Raw genomic sequence first — 12,799 nt, 5'->3', positions numbered from 1 at the left:
ACGTTATTAACATTAGAAAGGTCCGATGCATGATTTCGCCACGTTGCTAGCCGCATGCTTGTTCTTATCCTCTATCTATCTCTTTAACCACTTACTGCCAATCTTCGATTGACTGCGCTTGCTGTTTTATGTACCAGATTGCTAGATTTCTGGGCTTCTGAATTTCTAGATTTCTGGATTTCTGGATTTCTAAAGTGCAACGATTATTGCTGTTATCTACCCATAGAGGGGATATTTCTATGCCTGTTTCTCTGGATACGTATCGACGATTATTGCTGACCTATCTTAAGCCACAATGGCCCCGCGTCCTGGTGCTGATCCTGCTCTTGGCGGGCACTATTAGTATATCTCTGATCAACCCACAGATTTTACGGGCGTTTGTGGATGGTGCTGGCTCACAGAGCGCGCTCTCGAATTTGATCGTTATCGCGCTTTTCTTCCTGATCCTTTCTGTCCTGCGTCAGGTTATCGCGATTGCTGAGGCTTACGTGGCGACCGATGTGGCCCTGCTGGCTACCAATGCGCTCCGTGCTGATTTGACGCTGCATTGCTTACAATTGGATTCCACTTTTCATACTATCCATGCTCCTGGTGAATTGATCGAGCGTGTTGATGGGGACGTTAGCGCGCTGAGCAATTTCTTTTCGCGTATGGTAATCACCCTTTTTGGCAATCTCTTTTTATTGCTGGGTGTGCTCGTTTTATTATTCCTGGTGGATTGGCGCGTTGGCCTGACCCTGACCATCTTTGCTGCCTGTGCTTTTCTGGTGATCAATCGTTTACGCGGCCTGGCAACGCCTCATTGGGAGGCGGAGCGGCAGGCCAGCGCCGAATTGTTTGGTTTTCTGGAGGAGCGCCTGGCCGGCACTGAAGATGTGCGCTCAAGCGGGGCGACACTCTATATGTTGCAGGGCTTATCGCGCCATGCGCGCAAGCATCTACACAAACTGCGCCTGGCAATAATGGTCAATTTTTCGACCTGGGGGACTGTTACTCTTGTCAATGCGTTGGGGAGGGTGATTTCTTTGCTGCTTGGCGCCTACCTGTATTGGTACGCGGGCATTAGCTCTGGCACGGTGCTATTGATCTTTATTTATACAAACACGATGACAACGCCGATTGAGCAGATCGTTAACCAGCTGCGCGAATTGCAGCAGTCGGCGGGCAGCATTCAGCGCGTCGCTACTCTGCTTGAGGTACCACGTACGATTGTGGATGGCTCAAGGACTGATTTGCCTGCCTCGGCGCTGGCTGTGGCATTTGAGGATGTCTCTTTTAGCTATGCGGAAAATGTGCCGGTTCTGCAGCATATTCAGCTGCAACTGGCTCCCGGTAGTGTGCTCGGGCTGCTGGGACGTACTGGTAGCGGCAAGAGTACGCTGACGAAGCTGCTGGCGCGCCTGTACGATCCAATTGCTGGCACCATCTGTTTGAATGGTATCGACATTCGCACATTAAGTCTGGATACCTTGCATGAGCGTGTCGGGATCGTGACCCAGGAGGTACATATCCTGCATACCAGTGTGCGCAATAATCTGACCTTGTTTGATAGTGCTATCAAGGATACACAGGTGCTTGTCGCCCTGGAAGCGTTGGGCCTGCACCGTTGGTATCAATCGCTGGCGGATGGATTGGATACTGTTCTGGCTCCAGGAGGTAGCGGTCTCTCGGCGGGGGAGGCGCAGCTGCTGGCCTTTGCACGTGTCTTTTTGCGCGATCCAGGATTGGTGATCCTTGATGAGGCATCATCGCGCCTGGACCCGGCTACTGAGCGTTTACTTGAGCAGGCTATCGACAAACTGCTGGAGGGGCGCACCGGCATTATCATTGCACATCGCCTATCAACGGTGCAGCGGGCAGATCACATCATGATTTTAGAGCAGGGGGAGTGCAGCGAGTATGGTTTACGGCAGGAATTGGTCCGCGATCCCGCATCGCGTTTCGCGCAACTATTGCGGATTGGTTTAGAGGAGGCGTTAGCATGAAACGCAAATCCTGGTATATCTGGCGCCTGGCTAACTATCGACCCTGGCTCTACCTGTTTAGCGGCATCTTCAATGGAGTCCTGTTCTATCTTTTTCCGCTGATTCCAGGTCTGATAGCGCAATACATACTGGATGGATTGTCCAGCCATACCCTCACGCCATCCCTTCTCTGGTGGATGGTGGCGTTACTGATTGGCGTTGCGCTTGGAAGAATGAGCTGTACTTTTGTGGCCATCATTGCCGAGACCACAGTAGGTGAGACACTGCAAGCCCTGCTCAGGCATAATCTCTTTGCCTCTATCCTACAGCGTCCAGGAGCCCATGCTCTCCCTTCTTCTCCGGGAGAGGCGATCAGCCGTTTGCGCAACGATACGATGGAGGTTTCAACCTTTGTGTGCTGGCTCTTTGATCCGTTGGGGCAGATCATTGTTATGCTGATTGCACTGACCATTCTTTTGCGCGTTTCGGTGCTGATTACCCTAGCGGTATTTGTGCCTCTTGTGGCTGTTCTGCTGATCGCCAATAGTTTCCGCCGCTATATTGAGCGCTATCGTAAGGCTACGCAGGAATCGATAGGAGAGGTGACCGGACTATTAGGAGACGTATTTGGGGCAGTGCAGATGCTCAAAGTGCTGGGAAGGGAAAAGCAGGTAGTGGCCCACTTTCGCCAGTTGGGAGAGCTGCGCCGCCGGGCTACTTTGAAGGATACTTTGTTCAGCCAGTTGATCGATGCGCTATCGAGCAATGCGGCTGATATTGGCACCGGCCTGATATTGCTGATTGCAGCCCTGGCCCTGCGCAGCCAGACCCTGACTATTGGTGACCTGGCCCTGTTCATCTCCTACTTGAGCTGGCTGACCCAGGTTATTCGTATGTCGGGTACCTCCATCGCCCGCTATAGCCAGGCCGTTGTATCACTGGATCGCCTGTTTCCATTGCTCCAGGGTGCTCCTCATGAGAGATTGGTGGACCATCAACCACTCTATCTCTCCCATGAGCCACCGGCCCTCCCTTACATTTCTAAAGGGTCACAACATCGTTTTGAGACTCTGGACGTCAAAGGCCTGACCTATACCTATCCTGGCAGCGAGCGGGGAGTAAAGGATATTCATTTGCATCTATCGAGAGGATCGTTCACGGTGATCACGGGTCGCATCGGCGCAGGTAAGACCACGCTCTTGCGAACGTTGTTAGGTTTGTTGCCAGCGGAGAGTGGAGAAATCTGCTGGAATGGCCAGCCTGTTGCTGATCCCGGTACATTTTTTGTGCCGCCGCGCTGTGGATACACGCCGCAGGTGCCGCGCCTGTTTAGCCTGCCCCTCAAGGAGAATATCCTACTTGGCCTGCCTGAGGATGCCGTAGACGTGTCTGCTGCGCTATACTCCGCCGTGCTTGACAACGATATCGCAGGCTTAGAGCAACAACTGGACACCATGGTGGGTCCGCGAGGGGTAAAGTTGTCTGGTGGACAGGTACAGCGCGTGGCGGCGGCGCGTATGTTTGTGCGCTTTGCCGATTTTCTGGTGGTTGATGATCTTTCCAGCGCACTGGATGTAGAGACCGAGCAGCTCCTCTGGTCTCGTTTCGCGCCGCAGCTAACGCGGCTGGCGGTATCGCATCGCCATGCGACGCTACGTGAGGCTGATCACATCATCGTCCTAAAAGACGGCCGTATCGAAGCCGAAGGCACACTGGAGCAAGTGCTGGCCAGCAGCGAAGAGATGCGACGCCTCTGGCACGGCGAGCCAGCCCTCGTCGGCGGCAATGATCATAGAGAAAAGCAGGATTAACCAATTTTTATGGTGATATATAGAAAAAATACGCTTTCGCGTATTTTTTCTATATATCACCATAAAAATTGCAGGCGCGTCAGCGCCCGCAGTCCTTAAAACCCCTGGATTTTGAGCAGGAGCCAGGATAGGCCTACGCCTACCAGCGAGCCCGCGATAACCTGGGCCAGCGTGTGGCGGCGCAGGATCACGCGCGACCAGCTGACGAGAATAACCAACAAGAATGCTGGCAAAATGATGCGTCCATAGACCATGCTCAATGCAGTGACGGCGGCCGACAGGGCCGACGCATGCATGCTGATCTTCCACCAGAAGGTAATCAACATCATGATTACACCACTGATCGAGACTAGCAGCAGCACCGACTCCAGATTTTTTTGTCCATTGGTTACATGCAGAATCAAAAAGCCCACCAGGCTCGATGCAATACCGAACAGGAAAGGGCCGACACGCTGAGAACGCACACTGACGTCAACATCGGTGAATTTGCCGGTAATCACGCCAAAGGTTATGTAGGCCATCGGACCAACACAGAGAAAGAAAATAGTAATGATAGCAGAAAGAAATGGATTCTGATCGTTGGCTGAAAAGGCCATCAATAAAATAAAGGGCAAGGCTACTACAGCGGGTGATAGTATCGTTGACACGAGCCGCGCACCTTGAACGTGCAGCGGTTTGGTGACAACCGCAGTATCATCGCCTTCTTGAATAGCCATATTGTCAAGCATTGTGGGATTCTCCTTACTTTCCTTGATAGGCATCAATGCACCCGTCTATATAAACGCGCCAGGAAGCATAAAATCCACTCTGCTTCTTAGCGCCATTACCTGTTGGCCAGCTAGCTAGAATGTAGACTGGCTGGCCTGGACTTCATAGCCCAGTACGGCACTGGCAACCCTGCTGAATTCTTCAGCCTCACCGCTACACCAGATAGATACGTTTCCTTCCTGCCCATCGAAAGGGCGTGCCAGCCTTTCTGTATCCAGGATGGAATGTGTGCGGCGGGCGATGGCGGACCCGCTATCAATGACCTGCACATGTTTTCCCATTACCTGCTCGATCGCTGGTCGTAACGCGGGAAAATGGGTACATCCAAGCACAAGCACATCGACATCTTTATCGGTTAAAGGTTTCAAGGCATTGCGCAGGACGGTATCTACATGGGGACCATCCAGTTCGCCATGCTCGACCAGCGTCACCAATTCAGGACAGCCAACGGCATAGACCTGAACATCGGAGGCGAAATCATCAATAAGATGGTGTAGATAGGACGCTTTGATGGCTTGATTGGTAGCGGCAATACCGATGCGACCCCGGCGTGTGACCCGTGCCGCGGGCTTGACCGCGGGGACAACACCAACGAAAGGGATCGAATAGGTGGAGCGTAGTACGCTTAACGCTGCCTGCGAGGCGGTATTGCAGGCCACAACAATCAGTTTCACACCTTGATTGATTAAAAAACGACAGGCCTGCAAGGATAATTCAATAATTTCCTCTTCGCTACGTGTACCATAAGGGCAGTTAGCGGTGTCTCCCAGGTAAATGAAATGCTCGTTGGGAAGCTCTTTTTGCAAGGCGGACAAGATGGTGAGGCCACCGGCGCCTGAATCAAAAACTCCAATCGGTGCGAGCGCTATATTATTCTTTTTTTCATGATCCTGCCCTTGCAGGGAGCTACGTGGATCACTGCGACCATTGTCGCGGAATATGTGCTCACTCCGCTCGGCATCGTGTGCAGGAAACACTGAGTGTTGTCCTGCACCATCATCTAAACTCCTGATGTTCATCATGTATTTTTATTATACTCTACAACTACTACTCTGCTAGACTACGAAACTCGTGTTGTTCACCAAAAACGTGTCGCATTGTATCACTGATCTCACCTAGTGTCGCGTATGCTTCGACTGCTGCGATAATAGCGGGCATCAGATTATCATTACCTGCGGCCGCCTGTTGTAGCTGCTGCAACTTTTGTTTGATCAGTTCGTTGTCGCGCTTCTGCCGTAATTCAGCAAGCTTCTGCGCCTGCCGCTCACCAATCTGCGGATCAACCTTGTGTCCGACAAAATGTTCTGTCTCGGCCTGCTTAAAGCGGTTAACGCCAACGACAACCGCCTGCTCCTTCTCCAACGAAAGCTGATACTGATAGGCCGCCTCCTCGATCTGAGACTGCATATAGCCAGTCTCGATGGCGCGTACGCTGCCCCCGATTTCGTCGATCTGCTGGATATATGTCAGGGCCTGTTTTTCGAGCTCATTGGTAAGGGTTTCGACATAATACGAGCCGGCTAATGGATCAACCACATCAGCTACCCCTGTTTCATAGCCAAGGATCTGCTGGGTACGCAGGGCCAGGCGTGCCGTTTCTTCCGTGGGAAGGGAGAGCGCCTCATCTTTGGCATTGGTATGCAGGGACTGTGTGCCACCAAGTACCGCTGCCAGGGCCTGATAGGCGGTGCGCACTATATTATTGTCAGGCTGCTGGGCGGTCAGGGTTGAGCCGGCGGTCTGGGTATGAAAGCGTAGCATCATTGAGCGTGGGTCTTTGGCATGAAAGCGTTCGCGCATGATATGCGCCCACATGCGCCGGGCGGCCCTGAACTTGGCTACCTCTTCAAACAGGTTGTTATGGCTATTGAAGAAGAAAGAGAGCTGGCCGGCGAATGTATCCACATCCAGGCCGGCGTCCAGGGCAGCCTGGACATAGGCAATCGCGTTCGATAATGTAAATGCGATCTCCTGAGCAGCCGTAGACCCTGCTTCGCGCATATGATAGCCACTGATGCTAATCGTGTTCCACTGCGGTAATTCTTCAGCGCAATAGCTGAAAATATCGGTAATAATGCGCATCGAGTGGCGTGGAGGATAAATATAGGTGCCACGCGCGGTATACTCTTTTAGCAGATCATTCTGGATCGTTCCGGAAAGCTTGCGCAGGTCGGCCCCTTGCTTTTTAGCGACCGCGATATACAGGGCTAGCAAGATACTGGCGGTGGCATTGATGGTCATTGATGTGCTGATGCGTTCGAGGGGCAGGTCCTGGAGCAATATTTCCATATCTTCCAGGCTTGAGATTGACACTCCTACCTTACCCACCTCTCCCTCGGAGAAAGGATGATCGGCATCGTAGCCCATCTGGGTTGGGAGATCAAAGGCAACCGACAGACCAGTGGTTCCTTGAGACAAGAGATAGTGGTAGCGCCGGTTAGACTCTTCCGCGCTGGCAAAGCCAGCGTACTGGCGCATCGTCCAGAGTCTGGAGCGATACATACCTGGGCGTACGCCACGGGTAAATGGAAACTCACCAGGATAACCCAGCTGCGTTTGCGTATCCCAGTTAGCAAGATCTTCTTCAGTAGACAGGTCCGGGACCTCGATGTCCGAGCTGGTTACGAATTTCGCTTTGCGCGCTGCTGCTTTTTCGCTTACCTTGCGTGCTGTCGTGTTGCGCCACTCTGCGGCACTTTTACTCACATGTATATCCATGGACACACGTGCTCCTCCTAATGAATGCCAGGAAAATTATAACATAAGATCAAAAGCGGACTAACCCGGCTATTCACCTTCTATAATGACGAGCAACTGGCCCTGGTCTACCGTTTGCCCTTTCTGGACTTTGAGCTCTTTGACGATTCCAGTAATCGGAGATGGCAGGTCATTTTCCATTTTCATGGCCTCCAGCACAATTACTGTTTGTCCTGCGTTAACCGTGTCTCCAGGCTGTGCCAGCGTATTGACCACCAGTCCAGGCATAGGGGCCTTAATTTTGGCGGCGCTACTCTGGGCATTTGTGCGCGCTATTCCTTCCAGCAAGCGTGTACGTTCATCTTCAACTCTCACCAGAAAGTACTGTCCGGCTAGCTGAATTTCGTAGGTCTGGCTATTGTTTTCGTCATCTTGCACAACGCGGCGGACAAATACTTCGTAGGATTTGCCAGCGATCAGCAGGCTATAGTAGCCACCTTCGGGCTGTTTGCCTTTTTCATCAGTGGCCAGGGCTGCAATGCGTTGCCAGTCGAGAGCATGCGTTACCCCATCCAGCGTCACCGCTGTCTGGTCATCTTGCGTCCGGGTTGTGATCGTATAGGTTTGATTTTTTATGGTTGCAATGTACGGCATGGCGTTTTACCTTCTACTTTGAAAGTCATCTCTTATCAGATGTACACGAGGCCATTGTATCATGTCTGTTGTGAGGAGGCGAGACAGAGATATTTCGGGAAGGCGGCGGCGAATTCTAACATTCCTCTAACACTTCTCCTATGTGGTTCTAACATTTGCTGTGGCATAATCCTAGCCAGAGAAAAGAATAACGCAGCACCTTAGATATTGATACATGACAGATGCGAGAAGTTGCATGATGTAGAAGACGCCTGGCATCGATTCCTAATAGAAATCAGTGCTTCTTCTTAAATTGGCGTTTTATAGGAAGCTACATCAAAGGTACTACAATGAAGAGAGAAGAGGATTTCACGGACTCCTATAATAAAGACAGTGAGCATAAGCAGTGCGAATCTGCTCAATTGGCTTCTGTGCATGCGCCGAAGCCGTTACGTTGTGCGAACTGTGATATTGAAATTCTCTGGCCACCAACTGTGCAATATGGACAAACCTATTGTTGTAGTGGTTGCGCGGCCGGTGGACCATGTTGTTGTGACTACTCGCTGTATCATTCTGTTAATATCTCAGGTGTAATTCATTATGAGCCAGACGAAGAGGCACTGAAAAAGTCTTCTGACTAAAAGCTTCATTGATGAAAGGAAGTGTAAACCGTGGCTAAAATTCGTCCTGTCGGAGATCGTGTGGTAGTAAAGCCCGCGGCAAAAGAAGAAGTAACTAAAAGCGGTATCGTTATCCCTGACACTGCTAAAGAGAAACCCCAGGAAGGGGTTGTCGTTGCTGTTGGTAATGGTCGCTTGTTGGATAATGGTGATCGCGCACCTATAGATGTTCATGAGGGTGATCGTGTGCTGTTCGCGAAATACGGTGGCACAGAGTTCAAACTGGACGGCGAAGAGTACCTGGTTCTCAAAGAGAACGATATTCTTGCAATTGTTGGTTAGTAATTCCTGGCATCAGGCTATACATGGACAAACTGTATGTTGACATGTCGCTGACCTGAATGCGTGAGGATAATGTAGGAGAAGGAATCTACTCATGGCAAAACAGCTCGTATTTGATGAAGAGGCTCGTCGGTCTCTTAAAAAGGGTATTGATATTCTCGCTGGTGCCGTAAAGACTACTCTTGGTCCTAAGGGCCGCAACGTTGCTCTGGATAAAAAATTTGGTGCTCCTAACGTTACCCATGATGGCGTAACCGTTGCGAAAGAGATTCAGCTGGAAGATCCATTTGAGAATATGGGTGCTCAGCTGTTGAAAGAGGCCGCTACCAAGACGAACGATGTGGCTGGTGATGGCACAACGACCGCGACCGTTCTGGCTCAGGCTATTGTGAACGAGGGTTTGAAGAACCTGGCTGCTGGCGCCAATCCTATGCAGTTGAAGCAGGGTATCGATAAAGGTACCGAGACAGTTGTTTCTTACATTCGCCAGCTGGCCGTACCAGTCGAAAGTAAGAAAGAAATTGCCCAGATCGCTTCTATTTCGGCTGCTGATGAGCAGATCGGTGAGCTGATCGCTGAAGTAATGGAAAAAGTCGGTAAAGATGGTGTGATTACTGTTGAAGAGTCTCGTGGTATCAACTTCGAGACCGAGTATGTCGAAGGTATGCAGATCGACAAGGGTTATATTTCACCTTACTTCGTGACCAACCCGGAGAAGATGGAAGCTGGCCTGGAGAATCCTTACATCTTGATCACTGACAGGAAGATCAGCGCCATTCAGGATATCCTGCCGGTCATTGAGAAAATCGTTCAGCAGGGTCGCCGCGAAGTGGTGATCATCGCTGAGGATGTCGATGGTGAGGCTCTGGCTACCCTGGTTGTGAACAAACTGCGTGGTATCCTGAATGTTCTGGCTGTCAAGGCTCCGGGCTTTGGTGATCGCCGTAAAGAGATGCTGCTTGACATTGCTGTGCTGACCGGTGGTCAGGTGATCAGCGAAGAGATGGGCCGCCGTCTGGATAGTGCCACTCTTGAGGATCTGGGTGGCGCTCGCCTGGTTACTTCCCACAAAGAAGATACTACTATCGTTGAGGGCCATGGCTCGCCTGAAGCGATTCAGGCTCGCATCCGCCAGATTAAAGCTCAGATTGAAGAGACCACCAGCGATTATGACCGTGAGAAGCTGCAGGAGCGCCTGGCCAAGCTGTCCGGTGGCGTTGCTGTAATCAAAGTTGGTGCTGGTACTGAGGTTGAGATGAAGTATCGCCAGACCCGCGTTGAGGATGCTCTGTCAGCGACCCGCGCTGGCGTCGAAGAGGGCATGGTTCCTGGCGGTGGTGTTGCTTTGCTGTCCGCTGTTGAGGCTCTGGATAACCTGAAACTGGAAGGTGACGCCGCTACCGGTGTCAGCATCCTGCGCCGCTCTCTCGAAGAGCCTGTTCGCCAGCTGGCTGCTAATGGTGGCCGTGATGGTTCGGTTGTCGTTGAGGGTGTCCGCCGCGCGCAGCGTGAGCAGAACAACATGCACATTGGTTACAACGTGCTGACCGACGCCTATGGTGACATGTTCGAGTTTGGTATCGCTGATCCTGCTAAAGTGACGCGTTCAGCTCTGCAGAATGCTGCCAGCATTGCTGCTATGATCCTGACCACTGAGGCTTTGATCACCGATCTGCCAGAGAAGGCTCAGCCAGCTGCCCCGGCAGTTCCTGAATACTAATTCTCAGCAGGCAAATATAATATAAAGAAACGATCCTCCTGGAGATTTCCAGAGGGATCGTTTTTATCTGCTCGCGCTCAGCCGTTGAGTGTGTCAGGAGAGAAACTTTACAGAGTTCAGCATGGGATTCAGGTACTTCTGTAGTGCCTCCTGATAAATACTATCCGGCACTAAAAAGTAGATGACATAATAACTCTTGCTATGTTTATCCGCAATGGATGTAAAGTGAATTTTTGTATTCTGACCATCCAGCAGCGTAGCATCTTTTTGTGTCCATTGTTCTCCGCCGATGGTTGGTTTGGCATTAGTGGCCTGCACCGTCTGAATCTCGTGGCTGCCCTGTATTTGCTGGAGGCTTTGCACCGTAGACTGGTTCAACTCATCTACCCCACTGATCGAGCTTGTGACCGAGTTGGATAGGCGATTAATAACAAAGGAAATGCCAATTTGATCCTGCGAATTGATGGATAACGAGGTGGCCGCAGTGGATTGCTGGGGCGAACCGAGGCTCCAATCGGATGGATATTTTATCGATATATTTAGATTGGCGTCTTTGGCGGTTTTAAAAGAGGTTGGGATGGGTAGAGAGTTCGTTTTAGCTGTGGCTTGAGGCGTTACCGCTGCTGGATTACTCTTGTTCACTGGTTTGTCCGCCAGGCTGTTTAGCTGTCCGTTACTATACAGTGTGGCAGCGGTTATCAGTGCAGCGATAAGAGGTGCTACCACAAGAACAGCAATTACCCCAATAGCGCTGCCGACTTTGCGGCCCGATCTGGTTGTCGATTTCTTGCTGGTCGATAGCGAGGTCGCTGGCGCGCTTTGTGTATTTACGACATTGGGCAGTTGCTGTGGAACATTATTTGGCCACGGTGGAGTCCCGGGAGGTAAATACGAGAATCTCGATGTATGGCTCGTATATATACTGGTTCCACAGCGTGGGCAGAAGGTAGTTGTGTTGGGAAGCTCGGCTGAGCACTGAGAACATTTCATAGTCACGCTCCCTGTTGTTACGGTGTGTGTATCAGATGACAATCAAAACGTACAACTCCACTCTGGCGCTCTGTTACAACTTTCAATACCTCTAGTGCTATAGGCTCCCCAATGGCGATGGGGATATCCGTTTCGTCCAGTATGCGGCACTCAAATTGACGGTCAGAGTCTATTTTATCTGCAATGACGCAATGTACATAATTATGCTCTTCACCTTGAAAAATGGTATGCAGTCCTGCTTCTTTGCTCAGTAATGTACCTTCCCGAATCACGTCTCAAGCTCCTCTGAACGAGATGGTCAGTGGCCCTCTGCCATCGACACAAAAATAGAGATATGATTACTAGTATTAGTAACAGCCGGGCAATTGTCAACCTCTTTAGCTATAATTATCGAATAGAATGAGAGAATTTGCAACTATTTGATACATACTGACCCTTCAGTGTACATTTGGAGTGTTCAACCATTCTATTTGCGAGGATAGCACAATGCCAGCCTGGGGGCGCAGCCCCCCAAACCCCCCAGGCAAGGGGCTCGCCGCCCTTTGCATTCAGCTTTCCTGGCACGAATCCAAAAAAATCTATACCTGTAAAGGTGCTGACACCCCCACTCTTGTTTTGATGCAGTGGTGCAAGCCATGCGCTTGGCGCATGGCTTGCACCACTGCATCAAAATTTTTTTGAGCGCCGCAGGCGCGTAGTGTCAGGGGCCGAAGGCACAAAAAGCCTGCTTTTCAAGCAGTCCCCGTCAGGACTTCATACTATTCTATCGGCATATTGTCAGCATTTATTGCCAGAGTTGAATTGTACCATCGGTAAGCGCGACAATAAGTTGATTCTCGGCGAAATTGAGGGCGCTAATCTGCCAGGGATGATAAAGCTTCTGGACGATCTGGCCGGTGGTGATCGACCATAGATCGATGACACCTTCGTTTATCTCACTATCTTCGCGTGCAACGGCCAGCCACTCGGCATTGGGCGAGATAGCCAGGCGTGCACTACTGCCCATGTTGCCACTGGCAAATTCGCTATAGGTACCGTTAATGGTATCGCACAGCCGAATTTTAACGCCCTCATAGACAAAGGCCAGCCAGGTAGCATCTGGTGTTGCGACATAGGGCGGCGAGCAATCCTCACAGCGTCCCATGAGGATAGAGGACTCGATCTGGGGTGCTTTGCTTCCCAGTTTACTTTTCGGGTGCAGATTCCAACGGCGAATAATCGCCATTTGTTGTTGTTCATGAGGTATCTGGGCGC

At 51.1% G+C, this 12,799-nt stretch carries 10 protein-coding genes; 4 read left to right on the top strand and 6 right to left on the bottom strand.

The genetic code is table 11. From position 1 onward, the window contains the following. Positions 1–239 precede the first annotated feature (239 nt). Positions 240–1,985, top strand: coding sequence for an ABC transporter ATP-binding protein (locus tag JMI88_RS29055; RefSeq protein WP_201365455.1), 1,746 nt, complete (start codon positions 240–242; stop codon positions 1,983–1,985). Further along, positions 1,982–3,775: an ABC transporter ATP-binding protein gene (locus tag JMI88_RS29050; RefSeq protein ID WP_201365454.1), complete on the top strand. Its 1,794-nt coding sequence runs from the start codon at positions 1,982–1,984 to the stop codon at positions 3,773–3,775. Before JMI88_RS29055 ends, JMI88_RS29050 begins: the two co-directional genes overlap by 4 nt. 95 nt (positions 3,776–3,870) lie before the next feature. Here the strand turns inward: JMI88_RS29050 and JMI88_RS29045 are convergent, their stop codons facing one another. The 4 genes from JMI88_RS29045 to JMI88_RS29030 form a co-directional block, all read right to left on the bottom strand. Further along, positions 3,871–4,503 (bottom strand): phosphatase PAP2 family protein, encoded by a 633-nt coding sequence (locus JMI88_RS29045; protein ID WP_201365453.1) that lies wholly within the window; start codon positions 4,501–4,503, stop codon positions 3,871–3,873. 114 nt (positions 4,504–4,617) lie between these two features. Continuing rightward, positions 4,618–5,520 carry a glutamate racemase gene (murI, locus tag JMI88_RS29040; protein WP_201365451.1) on the bottom strand — a complete coding sequence of 301 codons (903 nt, stop codon included), beginning with the start codon at positions 5,518–5,520 and terminating at the stop codon, positions 4,618–4,620. Between the two features lie 70 nt (positions 5,521–5,590). After that, a complete protein-coding gene (locus JMI88_RS29035; protein WP_201365450.1) occupies positions 5,591–7,261 on the bottom strand; it encodes an acyl-CoA mutase large subunit family protein in 1,671 nt (556 codons plus the stop codon). Positions 7,262–7,330: 69 nt separating this feature from the next. Continuing rightward, entirely contained in the window at positions 7,331–7,894 is a 564-nt protein-coding gene (locus JMI88_RS29030; RefSeq protein ID WP_201365449.1) for an acyl-CoA carboxylase biotin carboxyl carrier protein subunit, read from the bottom strand. Positions 7,895–8,544: 650 nt separating this feature from the next. On the opposite strand from JMI88_RS29030, the gene groES reads away from it, so the two are divergent. Both groES and groL read left to right on the top strand, forming a co-directional pair. After that, the gene (gene groES / locus JMI88_RS29025) at positions 8,545–8,835 is read left to right on the top strand and encodes a co-chaperone GroES (RefSeq protein ID WP_201365448.1); all 291 of its coding nucleotides are present in this window, start codon (positions 8,545–8,547) and stop codon (positions 8,833–8,835) included. Positions 8,836–8,929: 94 nt separating this feature from the next. Further along, a complete protein-coding gene (gene groL, locus JMI88_RS29020) occupies positions 8,930–10,555 on the top strand; it encodes a chaperonin GroEL (RefSeq protein ID WP_201365447.1) in 1,626 nt (541 codons plus the stop codon). A 93-nt stretch (positions 10,556–10,648) separates the two neighbouring features. On the opposite strand, the gene JMI88_RS29015 is transcribed toward groL, so the two are convergent. Together JMI88_RS29015 and JMI88_RS29010 are read right to left on the bottom strand one after the other, a co-directional pair. Continuing rightward, positions 10,649–11,545, bottom strand: a complete 897-nt coding sequence (locus JMI88_RS29015) for a zinc-ribbon domain-containing protein (protein ID WP_201365446.1) — start codon at positions 11,543–11,545, stop codon at positions 10,649–10,651. 17 nt (positions 11,546–11,562) lie between these two features. Then, complete coding sequence (locus JMI88_RS29010) at positions 11,563–11,817, bottom strand: hypothetical protein (RefSeq protein ID WP_201365445.1); 255 nt, start codon at positions 11,815–11,817, stop codon at positions 11,563–11,565. Positions 11,818–12,799: the final 982 nt, after the last annotated feature.

This window comes from Dictyobacter formicarum (assembly GCF_016587435.1).
Note: the sequence above shows the minus strand (reverse complement) of the source record. Positions and strands in the feature narration are given on the sequence as shown.

Coding starts and splice junctions, on each gene's coding strand:
- JMI88_RS29055 (WP_201365455.1), top strand. CDS start 240: ATGCCTGTTTCTCTGGATACGTATCGACGATTATTGCTGACCTATCTT.
- JMI88_RS29050 (WP_201365454.1), top strand. CDS start 1,982: ATGAAACGCAAATCCTGGTATATCTGGCGCCTGGCTAACTATCGACCC.
- JMI88_RS29045 (WP_201365453.1), bottom strand. CDS start 4,503: ATGCTTGACAATATGGCTATTCAAGAAGGCGATGATACTGCGGTTGTC.
- JMI88_RS29035 (WP_201365450.1), bottom strand. CDS start 7,261: ATGGATATACATGTGAGTAAAAGTGCCGCAGAGTGGCGCAACACGACA.
- JMI88_RS29030 (WP_201365449.1), bottom strand. CDS start 7,894: ATGCCGTACATTGCAACCATAAAAAATCAAACCTATACGATCACAACC.
- groL (WP_201365447.1), top strand. CDS start 8,930: ATGGCAAAACAGCTCGTATTTGATGAAGAGGCTCGTCGGTCTCTTAAA.
- JMI88_RS29015 (WP_201365446.1), bottom strand. CDS start 11,545: ATGAAATGTTCTCAGTGCTCAGCCGAGCTTCCCAACACAACTACCTTC.